Consider the following 14,530-nt stretch of genomic DNA (forward strand, 5'->3'; position numbering starts at 1 on the left):
TAATTAAAACTTCTCTGGATTTAATAATGCATACACTAAATACACTGTAATTGCTGCGACAATAACCGATAAGACAATCATCATGATTGCTTTCCTTCTTTCACAACTTTATCTGACCAACTTGCAAGACTTGCCATCGATGCAACTAATAAAATAAAAATCCCGACCATTACAACATCTAACATAACTATCCCTCTCTTCTTTTGTTAAAATTTACCATTTAAATATTAAAAAAGAACACTGAGCTCTACTCAGTGTTCAAAAAATGAACAACAAAAAGTAAACCTCCTCTCTAAACGCTTACGAGGTTAGCTGTCGGATTCGGGCCTAAAGAGTAGCCCTACTTTCAAAACTGAAAGATTCACCCCAAGTGACGATGCACAAAATTGGTTCCCCCGCTCCATTTCTGGAACTCAGCGATTTTAGGTTTTTTTGGAAATTTTATGAATGATTTATGAGAGTAAATATACTCCTCTATATTTCACTTGTAAAGGGGGAAATTGCTGAAAATAATAATATTTACATTCATTTAAACGCTTACATTGAAGATTATTACTATTATTTCATCTATTTTCTTTATTTCTCTTTTCTTTTCTTAAAAATGACCTTTTAAATATGAAATAAAAAGAGCGAATGACATGAAGTGCATAGCCTGTTGCACTCAGCATTCGCTCTTTTTTATTCAACCTTTATTCTCCTCTTAAAAATGCACGTAAATTTCTCCCACGAATATAAACTTGTGTCAATTCTGCATGTAGCTGCTCATACTCGGTAATATCCATCTCTAAATACAAAGCATCTTTTGACGGTAATATAATATATGGCCCGGGAAAAAGAGGATCAATCTGAACTAATTCTTGAACTCGCTCTACCGATACTGCCCAACGATTTGCTATATCTCCAAGTAATAGTACCTTCATCATTTCTTCCCCCGCCCTATTCAAAAAATAAAAAAGAAATATTATCACAATTTGTAAACACGACAAACTTAGCTCCAATTGTTTCATAGAGCCTCGCTGGATATCGTTTATTCCTTGTAACAACAGTAATAGGTGCTTGAAAAGAAAAACGAATGTGTTCTGTGAAGAAACTAACGATTGGGAGCTCATCCCCTAGTAAAATGACCTTCTTAATACACTCACAAATACTAGTAAAATCCTGCTCCTTACTAAAACTATAAGTCCAATCAAACCCACAATTCCTAACTTCAGCCGCTACCTCTTCATTTGCTGTAAAAATAACTAACTCATGTTGAAATGCAACTAGATCTCTTAAACTATTTACCTTACTTTCTTCTCCAACACAAATAAGTGTTAGTTCCATGTACCTCATCCTCCTTAGTATAAAAGAAATCAAACATAGATTGATATTCCCCTATACTAATCAGATCGATGAAGTGATGTATCCATCATGGCACCGTCCTCTCTCAAGACGCTTACGAAGTTAGCTGTCGGATTCGGGATTTGAGAGTAGCCCTACTTTCAAATTTGAAAGATTCACCCCTAGTGACACTGCACAAATTGGTTCCTCCGCTCCATATAATTGGACTCAGCGTTTACAAAAAAATATATTCTGGCTGATATATCACTCCTGTATTTTGAAAAAGTAAACAGAAAAAAAGCCAGTTATAAAACTGGCTTTTCACTTATCTATACACGCGTTCTATTCACTTTATACGCAAAATGATTCGTCGGTCCATGACCACTACCAATATTCAATGGCTCTTCAATTGCTATACTAATAAATCGTTTTGCTTCTTGAACAGCATCTTCAATTGAGTATCCTTTCGCAAGTCCTGCTGTAAACGCTGAAGCAAATGTACACCCACTTCCGTGCGTTTGCTTTGAAGGAATTCGCTCGCTTCTAAACTCAATAAATTTTTCTCCATCAAAGAGGAAATCAATTACTTCATTACCTTGATATTCTGCATGTCCGCCCTTCATAAGCACATATTTAGCACCTAATTCGTGCAATACTTTTGCAGCTTCCTTACTATCTTCAACATTATGAATCTCCATCCCAGTTAACACTTCTGCTTCTGGGACATTCGGTGTTATAGCAGTTACTACTGGTAATAAATATTCTTTTAATGCTTGAACTGCTTCTTGCTGTAATAATGATGCACCGCCTTTTGCAATCATAACGGGATCTAGCACAATATTATTCCAGCCAAATTTTTTAATTTGTTCTGCAACAATTTGAATTATTTCACTACTAAATAACATTCCTAGTTTCACTGCATCTGGTGTTAAATCCGTACCAATTGAATTCAGCTGTTCTGTAATACCTTCTAACGGAACAGGATATACCCCTTGAACGCCAAGCGTGTTTTGAGCAGTAATTGCCGTAATAGCCGTCATTCCGTATACACCAAGCTCTTGGAATGTTTTTAAATCTGCCTGAATTCCAGCACCGCCGCCGCTATCAGACCCTGCAATTGTTAAAGCTTTATTCACTTTCATCCCACTCATCCTTTTCTATCCAAAATAGCGATGATAAATCGTTTTTGCTTCGCTTATATCTTTCGTTCCATGTACGAGCACACGGCCATCTTTAAAGGCGACTAACCTCTTGTCTTCAACAGAAAATGATAGTAAATATGGATTTACATTTAAATCATTCACGCGACCTTCCAGCAACTCTTTATATTGTTCAAAATTCATTTCCTCTTTATGAGGTGGTCTAATTTGAACTGTATTTCGCCCGCATAAAACTGCTGTTTTTGATGTGTTCTCTTTATTTAAATACCGATATAATGCATTCTCTCCGCATGAAGAACAATTATGCTGGCGAAGCTTTTGCACATTCATACATGAATACTCATTCTTCCACATATCAAACGATACAAGCCCATCTCGAAGTGATTCGTAATCTTCTACTAACAGTTTAAGAGCTTCTGTTACTTGATGAGAAACGACAAGAGATACAGCAGGTGATATAATACCCGCTGTATCACATGTTACCCCGCCAAGCGGAATCGACTGCAATAAACATGATAAACATGGTGTTTTACTAGGAATGATTGTGTAAGAAAGACCGTAACTACCTACACATGCACCGTAAATCCATGGAATAGAATATTTTTGTGCTATATCATTCACAATAAAGCGTGTTTCGAAATTATCAGTCGCATCAATAATTACATCAACGTTTGTAACAAGTTCTTCTAGCTCTTCAGCTGTTACATCTTGAACGAGAGCTTTTATTGTTACATCGCTATTAATCTCTTCTAAACGTTTTTTAGCCGCTATAGCTTTTGGGAGATTATTCTTTACGTCGCTCTCTGCATACAATTGTTGTCTTTGTAAATTACTCCAATCTACATAATCACGGTCAACAATTGTTATCTTGCCAACACCCGCTCTTACAAACATCTCTGCATTTGCACTACCTAATGCACCTGCACCGATAATAAGTACATGCTTTTCTCTTATCCTTTGCTGCCCTTCTGCTCCAATTGGAGAAAATAGTTCTTGGCGAGAATATCGATTATTCAACTACGCTCATTCCTTCTAAAGGACTACTTGCAGTTGCACAGCGCTTACGTGCAATACGACCTGCTTCAAATCCTAAACGGCCTGCTTCAATACTTAGTTTCATTGCCTGCGCCATTTTAATAGGATCTTTTGCTCCTGATACAGCTGTATTTAATAACACGCCATCTGCTCCTAATTCCATTGCAAATGCCGCATCAGCTGGGCTACCAATACCAGCATCAACGATAACTGGTACTGTCGCTTGTTCAATAATGAAGCCCAAATTTAATGGATTTACAATACCAAGTCCTGATCCGATTGGAGATGCTCCTGGCATAATCGCATGCACGCCAAGCTCTTGTAATTTACGTGCTAATACAACATCATCAGATGTGTACGGAAGTACGATAAATCCTTCTTCCAGTAACATTTCAGATGCCTTTAACGTTTCTACCGGATCCGGTAATAACGTTCTATCATCACCAATAACTTCTACCTTTATCATGTCACAAAGCCCAGACGCTTTTGCTAATTTTGCAATGCGAACAGCCTCTTCAGCATTTTTTGCCCCTGCTGTATTTGGTAATAACGTATATTTTTTCACATCAAGTTTCTCTAATAAATTAGGTTGCTTTGCATCAAAGATATCCATACGACGTACTGCAAACGTTAAAATTTCAGCTTCAGAAACGTCAATTGCCTTTTGCTGTACGTCAAAATCAGGGAATTTACCTGTACCTAATAAAAGTCTAGAATGAAATGAAAATGGTCCAATGTTCAACATAATCAACCGCCTCCTACGAAAGTTACAATCTCAATTTGATCTCCATCAAAAACAGATGTATCTGTATGATCATCTTTTTGTAAAATATCTTTATTACGCTCTACTACAACAATTCTGTTATCTAACTCTAAATGTGTAAGTAACTCAGCTACTGTTTTTACACTCGCTGGCACTTCAATTTGGTTACCATTAATTTTTAAATTCAAACTTCCATCCCCTTTCTAAACTCTTCTAGAAAGCAAGGAATCTAGCAAATGATTCTCTTGCTTTCCTTCTATTAAATCAGCCATATATTGGCCAGAAATAGGACTTAATAAAATACCGTTCCGATAATGGCCCGTACAAGCATATAAACCTTTTATTTCTTCATGCTCTCCCATATAAGGAGCTTCATGATTCGATTGTGGTCTTAATCCTGCCCACGCGCTTTCCCATTCTGCTTCTTTTAAAGCTGGCAATATTGTATAAGCACGCTCTAATATAGAAGTTATACTTTCTGGCTGCACAGTTTTATTGAACGTATGGTGCTTCATTGTTGCCCCAATTACGTAACGTCCACCGCGCTTTGGAGTAATGTAAAATCTTTCTTGAAAAATAGGTGCTTTTAAAAGTTGTTTTCTACTTCTTACCGCAACCACTTCTCCTTTAACTGGATATGTACCCCAATCGCGGTGAAAATAATTGAGTAACTTCGTGCTCCATGAACCTCCTGCAATAACGACTTTCTCACATGTGACAATACCTTCACTTGTAATAACTCCAGTCACTTTATTATTTTCAATACGAATATCAAATACTTCTGTCTGTTCATATATATCAGCACCTGACATTGCCGCAGAATGTGCGAATGCTTTCGTAAGCTCTGGTGCAATAACATGACCGTCTTTCGGATAATATACTGCTCCTATAATGGATTCGGATAGATACGGCTCTTTTTCCCGCACATGGTCTCCCGTTAGAAAGTAGGAATCTTCACCTGTTTTTTGCTGCCAATCCATAATGTGAAGGATTCTTTTCTTCTCATCTCCATTTTGAGCAATACGATAAATTCCTTTTTCTTCATATCCAATATCAATACCCGTCTTTTCACGTAAAACTGTTGCAAGTTGTGGAAATATAGCTCGGCTTTCTCTAGCAAGTTCAAATAGCGGATCATACGCATCCCATTCTGCCTGAACACCAAGTAGACCAGCAGCTGCTTTTGAAGCTTCCGATGCAATTCTTTGCTTCTCTACAATCGCTACTTTATGTCCTCTTTCTGCTAGAAAATGTGCAACTGAACTACCAATTACACCACCACCAATAATCGCTACATCATACTTCTCACACATGTTTTTCCGCCCACTTTCTTATTGATTCCTTATAAGATTTCGCTTTGCTATACGGGTCACTACTACTTACAATTCCGGACATAACTGCTATACCGCTTACACCGTTAGTAAGGACATCCACTGCGTTTTCTGGAGTAATTCCTCCAATTGCTGTAATCGGTATAGATAAACACCTTGCAATGTCAGAAATTTCTTCAAGCCCTCTCGCTGGCACACCTTTTTTACAATCTGTCGGAAATACATGACCATAAACGAGTGAATCCGCTCCATTTTTAAATGCTACTATCGCTTCATCTAGCGAATGCACAGAATAACCGACATGCAAATACGAAAACTTTTCTTTCACTGACTTTACATCTGTGCTTCGATACCCTAGTTGAACACGAGGAATATTTAATAAAATTGCAATATCAATTCGATCATTTATGACAATTTTAGAAGCCGGAAAGCCTTCCATTAAAAGACTTTCCACACCTTCATATAACTCCTTCGTACTCTTCTCACGCTCACGAATATGCAAATAATCAATCTCACTCTCAATTTGCATCGCTACATTCACTAACTCTTCGAATGGCATATGGCCATTTGAGATTACGTGGAGCTCATTTTTCATATTCATTCGCCTACTTTAAAATATTTTCGAATAGTTCATCGGCTGGAACGGTTTCTTTCGTCATTCCTTTGTCCTTCAGCCATTTATTTTGTTTCTCCCAAGATTCTTTTGAATCTGATAAAAATGGCTCATCTTTCGTTTCCATCTTCTCTAATAAAATTTTCATACTTTCCTTTTCAACTTCTGGCACAAGTGGGAAGTTTTCTTTTTCTTGATGATTTAATAAAATATTCAATGCTTCATCTGGGTTTTTCTTCATGAAATCATAGCCTTTTTTCGTACCACGTAAGAAAGCTTGCAACGCTTCTTTATCTTTTTTCAACGTTTTATCACCTGTTACAAACACAAGTTCATGATAGTTCGGTACTCCGTAATCAGCTGGATTAAAGTAAGCTGGTTCATGGCCTTCATGACGCATAACCGGTACTTCATGATTAATGTATGCCCCTGTTACCGCATCCACTTTTTTCGTAATTAAGGCTGGTACTAAATCAAATCCAACATCAACTACTTTCACTGTATCAGGATTACCACCAGCTTCTTTTACCATCGTTTTTAAATACATCTCACTTAAAGGTGTTCCAGAATATCCTACTGTTTTTCCTTCTAAATCTTTCGGTGATTGAATACCCGCTGATTTCAGCGATACGACATGATTTAATGGTGAACGTACGACAGCCCCAATTGATTTCACTGGAATTTGCTCATTTGCTCTTGCCATAACAACATCTGGCTGATAATACAAGCCAACTGTCACCTTCCCTGCTGCTGCCAATGTTAATGGATCAGTCGGATTAGAAGGGAATTTAATATTTACCTTTACACCTTCTTCTTTAAAGTATCCTTTTTCAATTGCTGCATAAATAAAGCTATGTACCGCATTTGGATACCAATCTAACATGACTGTTATTTCTTTCTCTTTTTTACTTTTTTCTGATGCTGAATTACTCGAACATCCTGTAATCATTGCAATTAATAATGTAAACACAAAGATGCGCTTTAAAAATTTCATGAATGCTTCCTCCAACTAATGAATTTCTTTTCTAATATGGAAATAAGTACGACGAAGAAAATAGCTAATAATGATAACAATACAATGGGTGCAAATACGCCAGCTCCATCTAACTGCGTCATCATTCTCTTACTGAAATATCCAAGTCCAGCTTGTGCACCGAGCCATTCTCCAATTGCTGCTCCGATAACACTAAGCGGAACTGCAATTTTTAAAGCTGAGAAAAAATAAGGAAGAGCAGACGGCAACTTTAATTTAAGAAAAATATCTCTTTTCGTTGCTCCATATGTAACTAAGAGCTCCTCCCATTCTTTTTTTGTACTACGCAGTCCATCATACGTATTGACCGCAATCGGGAAAAACGTAATTAAAACTGTGACAACAACCTTACTCCAAATTGTGTATCCAAACCATAAAACAAATAGCGGAGCAAGCGCAGTAATCGGAATCGTTTGTGAAGCAACTAATAATGGATAAAATGCTCTTTCCATCCATGTACTCGCATTCATTAACATCGCTAGCCCTACACCTAATACGATAGAAATAACAACACCTATTAAAACGACGTATAACGTTGCAGGTAAATGAACCGTAAATAATATGTCTTTTAGTTTCCATATCTTCATTACAATCGCAGACGGTGACGGTAAAATGTACATCTCATCTACAATTCTTGCTCCTATTTCCCACACAGCTAGTAAAATACTAGAAAGTGTAATAGCAGGAACTAATTCTTTCAATCGGTTCATCACACAAGTACCTGCCTTTGTAACATACTAAGAAGCTCATCTTTCAGCGCTAATACTTCCGGTTTATATAAATCTTTTCGTGTTCTGTTATGATCAAGTGGTACAATCCGCTCAGTCAAAGTCGTTATCGGCTGCTGTTCCACTACTAAAACTCGGTTCGAAAGAAATAACGCTTCTTCAACATCATGAGTAATGAATAAAATTGTTTTTTCCCACTCTTGCCATTGTTCAAACAGCCATTCTTGCAAAGAGGCCTTGGTTAAAGCATCTAACGCGCTAAACGGTTCATCTAATAACAATATCTCCCCGCCCGTTAACAAAGTTCGGATAAAAGATACACGTTGCCTCATACCACCAGATAAATCTTTCGGATGTTTTGTCTCATATCCTTGTAAACCAAATTTATATAACAGTTCCTTTGCCTTTACTTGTGCTTCTTTCTTCTGTACACCTTGGCACTCTAGCGGCAGAGCAGCATTCTCAATAATTGTTCTCCACGGCAAAAGCATATCTTTTTGCGGCATATATCCTACAGGATGGTGCTTTGTTTCTGTCAGTTCTATCTTTCCAATACTTACCTTCTCTAGGCCTGTAATAAGGCGAAATAAAGTACTTTTCCCACATCCACTCGGTCCGATAATACTGACAAACTCTTTCTCATGTATAGAAGCATTTAATTCATGGATGATTGGTTTCTCATCGTAATGAAAAGAAACATTATGAAACTGTAGTATGTTCTTGCTCCTCAAATCCCCACATCTCCTTACGATAGGACATATCCCAGAATAAATATTCAAATCGACTGGAATATAAGAAAATCTCCTCTAATCTATCTAGTTCTTTCTCAGACTTTCCAACTGCCATTTCATTTAATAAATCTATTAACCAAATACAAAGATTACCGTATTCTTCCGAACTATATCCTTGAATCCACTCACCAAAAAACTCATGATCTCTTGCTCCAGGAATATCATTTAAACGCTTTCCAATTTCCCAGTAGCTCCACATACATGGAAGAAGCGCTGCTATTAATTCTGCAAGTGTGCCATTTTGAGATACAGACATCATGTAATTTGTATAAGCTAAATTTTTAGCAGATGGTTTCGCAGACTCTATATCCTCTATAGAAATTCCAAGTCTTTTTGCATATTGTTTATGGATTGTCATTTCGCCATTTAATATCCCATCAATTTGTTCAGCGAACTTTCCCATTACTTGTGGATTCGTTGCTTTTACAACACCAATCGCATATAACTTTGCATAATCTAGCAGATATAAATAATCTTGAATAATATAATACTGGAATTTATCTTTTTCTAACGTGCCATCTCCCATACCCACTACAAACGGATGATTATGACTCATCTCCCAAACCGGTTGCACAGTTTCTAATAATCTATCACAAAATTTCATTTCTCTATCCCCTTTCAATATATGTATCTAAATAAAAAACCACTTCTATATATAAGAAGTGGTTACAGCAAATAAAATTATACATTTATTCGATGTTCCACTTCCCTTCGCTAGTATTACCTAGATCAGGTGTTATAAGGGTTAAGGATTATTCCTCTCTCAGCAAATCAAGCACCCCTAGTGGTTTCAATATGAAATTTTCAAATAAAAAAGCCCCGTTTCTATACGCAAAGAAACGGGGACTCATTGTTAGTGTCCGAATTGCTTCCCTACGCTAGCATAATCTAGATCAGGTAATAAAAAGGATCAAAGGCTTACGGCCTACTCTCAGCTGGCAACACCAGCTCTCCTAGCAAACTATAAAATTATCACTGTCAGTATAACACCCTAATAAGACATCATCAACTGTTTTAATTTTCTTAATTATCAACAAAATATTGAAGTTATACAATACATACATTCTATTTTAGAAAATAAAACCCAAATTAATTGTATAAAAAGGAATCATTATCCTCAAAAAATTTATTTTTATATTGATTTCATATTACATTTATGTGAATACACCCACTATATTATATCTTTATACTATAATAAAATTACAACTATACAACTAGAGGAGGTCTCTATTCCATGAATATGAAAGCTACGGCTTTAACAGCAACTACTGTAGCGATTGCTTCTTTACTTCCTTCTATGGGTGAAACAAATGTACAAAAAGCAAACGCTGAACAATTATCTAATGTTAAAACTGGGTATGTCAAAGTCGATCAAGTAGCATTACATACAGAAGATAACGTAAAAAGCACATCAATTGATACAATTCGCTTTAATACAAAAGTGAACATCCTTGAAACAACTAATGGTTGGTATAAAGTATCTGTTCATAATAAAGTAGGTTATGTACAAAAAGATGCTATTTTACTAAAAAACAAACTTCAATCTAATGATCAATACATCGTCAATGCTAATGCATTAAACGTTCGCTCTGAACCTAATTTAGAATCTTCCATTTTAGATGTATTACCAAATGGCAAGTTTATTACCGTTCAAGAAGATCAAGGCGAATGGTATAAAATATCACATAATGGCCAAACGGGTTACGTACAAAAAGCATTCATCTCTAATGGTTCACAACCCTTAGTAAAAGGAATCACCGTTCAAAATAATACAAAATATACTGTTGCAACACCTAATCTGAATGTACGTAGCAACACTAGTACAAGTAGCGCTCTACTCGGTTCATTACAAAACGGTACACAAGTACAAGTAGTAGAAACTGTAGGAACTTGGTATAAAATTCGTTTTGGCACAGGATACGGATATGTAGCAAAACACTATGTAGTACAAAATCAACCACAGGCTAAAACAGATCAGCCTTCATCTATTCCAGCTGCTTTCAAATTCCCTGCTCAAGGAAGAATTAGCTCAACCTTTGATATACGCTGGGAACAAATGCATTATGGTATAGATATTGCTGCTCCAGGGAACGTCTCTATCCAAGCTGCTGCTGCAGGTAAAGTTGTGAAATCTTATTATTCAGCTAGCTATGGCAATGTTGTGTTCATTGCGCATCAAATCAATGGGAAATTATATACAACTGTTTATGCTCATATGAAGGATCGTACTGTACAAACTGGTGATCAAGTACAAGCTGGACAATTAGTAGGTCATATGGGCAACACAGGTCATTCATACGGGCAACATCTTCATTTTGAATTACATAATGGAGAATGGAATTTTGAAAAAACAAATGCAGTAAATCCACTGCCATATTTAGTTAGGTAAATTGTATGCCACGCAATATACCTCTTATAATTGAATACGCAGCCTTTTTAGGTTTAATCTGTTGTTTAATCATTTACAATACAAACATTGTATTTTTATCTATTATTATTGCTTTTGTTGCATTAGAAATTATGATGGAATCATTTCAAGTGCAACTAAAACAAAAAATTGCCCATATTTATAACGCTATATTTCTTTTGAGTGCTCTCATAACAAATATAATTAGTAATGGCTTTTATTTATCTACTGTATTTCCAGTATTCTTTATGGCTGTTTTATTATTTGTAGCTAGATATATTAATGTCCCTTATAACCAAAAACAAAAACAAGAACAAGAAGCTTAGAAAGAGGAGACACTGTGTACCAATCTTTCAAAGATACTCCAATAAAATACATATTGCATTTGTATAAGAAAGCCAATACTTTTTTTGGTATACAAGGAAGTTATACTGCACAACTTCTTCTATATGGAATGTTGTTTCTTGTTTTAATCACTTTCTCCTTGTTTTACTAACAAAAAAGGATCTCACATAAACTGGAGATCCTTTTTAATTTATATTAATTTTTCATATCGAAAATATTGTTTATCCACAAGCATATTTTTCATAAATAAAGCTCAGATTATATTTTTTCTCTAAGCTCATTCGTTGTTCGTCATCGCACCAATAGAAAAGAATATCATGAATCGTTGCGTAACGCTTATTTTTAAGAAATAGCCTAAAGAATGATGGTAAACAATCATGTAATTGTATAAATATATAATTGCGTAGTGTTTCTTCTTTATATTCAATGCCCTTACAAATATACAGTAATTCTTCACAATAATATGCATGCTGTGGAACTTGTATCATCTCGAAAAATGGCACATAAGATAGTAGCTTTCCAATAAAATGACCGTATCGATCCATTACTCCTATCGTCATATGCTCCATCATTTCTTTCATTACATATAAATAATCATCTACATGTGTTGTTTTTAATGGGTCTAAGCGATCGGAAATTTGAGATAATACAGCTCTTTGACATGCTAAAACTGCCTGACTAGGCCCATAATATGATAAGAAATCTGTACACTTACGATATTTCCGTAATAAATCATGTGTATATAAATCATATACGAAAGTATTACAATACATTGCTAAACTCATCATATCACTATTTAATTGCTCTTTTGATAATGATTTCGCTCTCTTGCACATATAAAAGAATGTAAATTCCAATACTTCTTTATGAGATAATAAATGTTTACAATCGGTTATACATTTCTCATTAAATTTAACTCTATCCCAAATTTCAATATCCCTATCTGTCAATTCACCTATACGATATTTAATAATTAAATAGTTTAAAGCAACTGATTGCGTCAAAAGATCCCATGTTTCATATTCCAATGAAGTATGAACAAACTCAGCTAATCCTTGTGCTATCATAAAAGCATTTGCCTCTTCATACCAACCAATCTCTTGGCATAAGCGAAGAATACGCACTAAAGTTGGAATTTCATCTTTATGAAACTGCGGTAAATTCTTTACTTTATTCATGCCATATACGATAAATGCCGCTAAATTTTCTTCTTTATAAAATTCTTTCTCTTTCCATACTAATATAGTTCGTTCTTTCCCCTCACCTTTTGGGTGACAAGGTACAAGCAAAGAAAATAATTCAGCAAAATTATTTGGTTCTATATATGTATCTGTAACCAAATTCCAATTTGGATCGCCCTGTACAGCCTTCATATAATTCCCCTTCCCTTTTCATCTATGTAGGAAATATTAATTTATTATCGTACCACTAAAAATTAATATTGTTATATTCAAAATCTATCATAATGCTTATATCTATCAGTATATCATCTTTTCTCTTATTAAAAATGAAGAATAACAAATTTAAAAAAACTGTGGAAATTATTAACCATATCCTTATTATATAATGTCTCAGATACATCACGCTAACATATTAGTTTAATCCATATATACTAGAATAATGTATCTGAACTTTATATATAATTTAGCTCTTTATGATTGACCATTAAACTCTCGGTTAATTAAAGTTTCAATTTACTCTGTACGCTCTGAGATTTCGCTCAAGGCAAATCCAGCTTGACCATCTGCCGATTCCCTTATAGCTAAATCCCCTAGTGCTAACATGCCAATAAGCTGACCACTATCAACTACTGGTAACCGTCTAATTTGATACTGTGCCATTAGCTCTGTAGCTTTTTCAATAGAATCATTTGGAGAAACTGAGATAATATTTGTTGTCATTACATTTGTAATTTTATTAGATCCAGGATGTTTTTCAGCAATCCCTCGAACAACTAAATCTCGATCAGTAACAAGCCCAATAACTTGCTCATTTTCAACAACAGGAATTAACCCAACCGATTCTTCCTTCATTTTTACAGCTGCCTCATATACATTGTCTAGCGGTGTACAATGTACAATATGGGTACTCATTAAGTCTCTAACTCGTGTCATTATTTATTTCCTCCTTTTTATACATACCATAGCTTTTCCAAAATTCCTTTATTTATTTCTGGAAAGTAACATGATAAAAAGGATCAACAAAATAAAAAAGAGCCAGCATAATGCTGACTCTTTTTTGTATGACCCGTACGGGATTCGAACCCGTGTTACCGCCGTGAAAGGGCGGTGTCTTAACCACTTGACCAACGGGCCATGGCTCCGCAGGTAGGACTCGAACCTACGACCGATCGGTTAACAGCCGATAGCTCTACCGCTGAGCTACTGCGGAATAATATATGGTGGGCCTAAATGGACTCGAACCATCGACCTCACGCTTATCAGGCGTGCGCTCTAACCAGCTGAGCTATAGGCCCATATACTTTACAGGGGCAGTAGGAATCGAACCCACACTGGAGGTTTTGGAGACCTCAGTTCTACCTTTAAACTATGCCCCTAAATGATGCCGGCTAGAGGACTTGAACCCCCAACCTACTGATTACAAGTCAGTTGCTCTACCAATTGAGCTAAGCCGGCGTATTTTATTGAAATAAATGGTGGCTCGGGACGGAATCGAACCGCCGACACGAGGATTTTCAGTCCTCTGCTCTACCGACTGAGCTACCGAGCCTTATTAAAATGGCGGTCCCGACCGGGGTCGAACCGGCGATCTCCTGCGTGACAGGCAGGCATGTTAACCACTACACCACGGGACCATTTGGTTGCGGGGACAGGATTTGAACCTGCGACCTTCGGGTTATGAGCCCGACGAGCTACCGTGCTGCTCCACCCCGCGACAATATTAAATTAAAAAATGGAGGAGGTAGAGGGATTCGAACCCCCGCGCGACTCTCGCCGCCTGTCGGTTTTCAAGACCGATCCCTTCAGCCGAACTTGGGTATACC

The 14,530-nt window shown here is 36.3% G+C and carries 19 protein-coding genes, 8 tRNA genes and 4 riboswitches; of the genes, 2 read left to right on the top strand and 25 right to left on the bottom strand.

Annotation, left to right across the window (positions count from 1 at the left end):
* Positions 1-3: 3 nt before the first annotated feature.
* The 15 genes from kdpF to tenA form a co-directional block, all read right to left on the bottom strand.
* Positions 4-84: a K(+)-transporting ATPase subunit F gene (gene kdpF / locus BUA87_RS13655; RefSeq protein WP_000973728.1), complete on the bottom strand. Its 81-nt coding sequence runs from the start codon at positions 82-84 to the stop codon at positions 4-6.
* A complete protein-coding gene (locus BUA87_RS13660; RefSeq protein WP_000887894.1) occupies positions 81-185 on the bottom strand; it encodes a SipW-dependent-type signal peptide-containing protein in 105 nt (34 codons plus the stop codon). The genes kdpF and BUA87_RS13660 overlap by 4 nt, the downstream gene beginning before the upstream one ends.
* Positions 186-283: 98 nt before the next feature.
* Positions 284-429: riboswitch (cyclic di-AMP (ydaO/yuaA leader) on the bottom strand.
* Between the two features lie 134 nt (positions 430-563).
* Entirely contained in the window at positions 564-686 is a 123-nt protein-coding gene (locus BUA87_RS31840) for a hypothetical protein (protein ID WP_001034419.1), read from the bottom strand.
* 3 nt (positions 687-689) lie between these two features.
* Positions 690-923 carry a hypothetical protein gene (locus BUA87_RS13665; protein ID WP_002025339.1) on the bottom strand — a complete coding sequence of 78 codons (234 nt, stop codon included), beginning with the start codon at positions 921-923 and terminating at the stop codon, positions 690-692.
* 13 nt (positions 924-936) lie between these two features.
* On the bottom strand, positions 937-1,323 hold the full coding sequence (locus BUA87_RS13670; RefSeq protein WP_069605365.1) for a hypothetical protein: 387 nt from the start codon (positions 1,321-1,323) through the stop codon (positions 937-939).
* A gap of 93 nt (positions 1,324-1,416) precedes the next feature.
* A riboswitch (cyclic di-AMP (ydaO/yuaA leader) is annotated at positions 1,417-1,564 on the bottom strand.
* Positions 1,565-1,649: 85 nt separating this feature from the next.
* Positions 1,650-2,462 (bottom strand): bifunctional hydroxymethylpyrimidine kinase/phosphomethylpyrimidine kinase, encoded by an 813-nt coding sequence (gene thiD / locus BUA87_RS13675; protein ID WP_072939975.1) that lies wholly within the window; start codon positions 2,460-2,462, stop codon positions 1,650-1,652.
* Between the two features lie 15 nt (positions 2,463-2,477).
* Positions 2,478-3,497 carry a thiazole biosynthesis adenylyltransferase ThiF gene (gene thiF / locus BUA87_RS13680; protein WP_071713887.1) on the bottom strand — a complete coding sequence of 340 codons (1,020 nt, stop codon included), beginning with the start codon at positions 3,495-3,497 and terminating at the stop codon, positions 2,478-2,480.
* Positions 3,490-4,260 (bottom strand): thiazole synthase, encoded by a 771-nt coding sequence (gene thiG / locus BUA87_RS13685; protein ID WP_000931980.1) that lies wholly within the window; start codon positions 4,258-4,260, stop codon positions 3,490-3,492. The genes thiF and thiG overlap by 8 nt, the downstream gene beginning before the upstream one ends.
* Before the next feature lie 2 nt (positions 4,261-4,262).
* Complete coding sequence (gene thiS / locus BUA87_RS13690) at positions 4,263-4,466, bottom strand: sulfur carrier protein ThiS (protein WP_001049502.1); 204 nt, start codon at positions 4,464-4,466, stop codon at positions 4,263-4,265.
* A gap of 15 nt (positions 4,467-4,481) precedes the next feature.
* The gene (thiO, locus tag BUA87_RS13695) at positions 4,482-5,591 is read right to left on the bottom strand and encodes a glycine oxidase ThiO (RefSeq protein WP_000333304.1); all 1,110 of its coding nucleotides are present in this window, start codon (positions 5,589-5,591) and stop codon (positions 4,482-4,484) included.
* Positions 5,584-6,204, bottom strand: a complete 621-nt coding sequence (gene tenI / locus BUA87_RS13700; RefSeq protein WP_000787167.1) for a thiazole tautomerase TenI — start codon at positions 6,202-6,204, stop codon at positions 5,584-5,586. Before tenI ends, thiO begins: the two co-directional genes overlap by 8 nt.
* Positions 6,205-6,214: 10 nt before the next feature.
* Entirely contained in the window at positions 6,215-7,216 is a 1,002-nt protein-coding gene (locus BUA87_RS13705; RefSeq protein WP_000670422.1) for an ABC transporter substrate-binding protein, read from the bottom strand.
* Positions 7,213-7,965: an ABC transporter permease gene (locus BUA87_RS13710; RefSeq protein ID WP_001080857.1), complete on the bottom strand. Its 753-nt coding sequence runs from the start codon at positions 7,963-7,965 to the stop codon at positions 7,213-7,215. Before BUA87_RS13710 ends, BUA87_RS13705 begins: the two co-directional genes overlap by 4 nt.
* Positions 7,965-8,714: an ABC transporter ATP-binding protein gene (locus BUA87_RS13715; RefSeq protein ID WP_001256788.1), complete on the bottom strand. Its 750-nt coding sequence runs from the start codon at positions 8,712-8,714 to the stop codon at positions 7,965-7,967. The genes BUA87_RS13710 and BUA87_RS13715 overlap by 1 nt, the downstream gene beginning before the upstream one ends.
* On the bottom strand, positions 8,683-9,378 hold the full coding sequence (tenA, locus tag BUA87_RS13720) for a thiaminase II (RefSeq protein WP_000666820.1): 696 nt from the start codon (positions 9,376-9,378) through the stop codon (positions 8,683-8,685). Before tenA ends, BUA87_RS13715 begins: the two co-directional genes overlap by 32 nt.
* Before the next feature lie 85 nt (positions 9,379-9,463).
* Positions 9,464-9,567: riboswitch (TPP riboswitch) on the bottom strand.
* Between the two features lie 60 nt (positions 9,568-9,627).
* A riboswitch (TPP riboswitch) is annotated at positions 9,628-9,739 on the bottom strand.
* A 269-nt stretch (positions 9,740-10,008) separates the two neighbouring features.
* Here tenA and BUA87_RS13725 point away from each other — a divergent pair.
* Positions 10,009-11,163 (top strand): SH3 domain-containing protein, encoded by a 1,155-nt coding sequence (locus BUA87_RS13725; protein ID WP_001056045.1) that lies wholly within the window; start codon positions 10,009-10,011, stop codon positions 11,161-11,163.
* Between the two features lie 5 nt (positions 11,164-11,168).
* Entirely contained in the window at positions 11,169-11,507 is a 339-nt protein-coding gene (locus BUA87_RS13730) for a hypothetical protein (RefSeq protein ID WP_001137818.1), read from the top strand.
* A 240-nt stretch (positions 11,508-11,747) separates the two neighbouring features.
* On the opposite strand, the gene BUA87_RS13735 is transcribed toward BUA87_RS13730, so the two are convergent.
* The 10 genes from BUA87_RS13735 to BUA87_RS13780 form a co-directional block, all read right to left on the bottom strand.
* A complete protein-coding gene (locus BUA87_RS13735; protein WP_000648915.1) occupies positions 11,748-12,899 on the bottom strand; it encodes a DUF3965 domain-containing protein in 1,152 nt (383 codons plus the stop codon).
* Positions 12,900-13,220: 321 nt separating this feature from the next.
* Positions 13,221-13,640 carry a CBS domain-containing protein gene (locus tag BUA87_RS13740; RefSeq protein ID WP_061660033.1) on the bottom strand — a complete coding sequence of 140 codons (420 nt, stop codon included), beginning with the start codon at positions 13,638-13,640 and terminating at the stop codon, positions 13,221-13,223.
* A 129-nt stretch (positions 13,641-13,769) separates the two neighbouring features.
* Positions 13,770-13,841, bottom strand: a tRNA-Glu gene (locus BUA87_RS13745).
* 1 nt (position 13,842) lies between these two features.
* Positions 13,843-13,917, bottom strand: a tRNA-Asn gene (locus tag BUA87_RS13750).
* Positions 13,918-13,925: 8 nt separating this feature from the next.
* Positions 13,926-14,002 (bottom strand) — tRNA-Ile (locus tag BUA87_RS13755).
* A 10-nt stretch (positions 14,003-14,012) separates the two neighbouring features.
* Positions 14,013-14,083: transfer RNA gene (locus BUA87_RS13760), tRNA-Trp, on the bottom strand.
* Between the two features lie 6 nt (positions 14,084-14,089).
* Positions 14,090-14,162, bottom strand: a tRNA-Thr gene (locus BUA87_RS13765).
* Positions 14,163-14,180: 18 nt separating this feature from the next.
* Positions 14,181-14,256: transfer RNA gene (locus BUA87_RS13770), tRNA-Phe, on the bottom strand.
* Positions 14,257-14,265: 9 nt separating this feature from the next.
* A tRNA-Asp gene (locus BUA87_RS13775) sits at positions 14,266-14,341 on the bottom strand.
* Between the two features lie 3 nt (positions 14,342-14,344).
* Positions 14,345-14,421, bottom strand: a tRNA-Met gene (locus BUA87_RS13780).
* Positions 14,422-14,530 lie beyond the last annotated feature (109 nt).

The sequence above is a fragment of the Bacillus sp. bc15 genome, assembly GCF_900142585.1.
In the GTDB taxonomy this organism is placed as follows: domain Bacteria; phylum Bacillota; class Bacilli; order Bacillales; family Bacillaceae_G; genus Bacillus_A; species Bacillus_A cereus.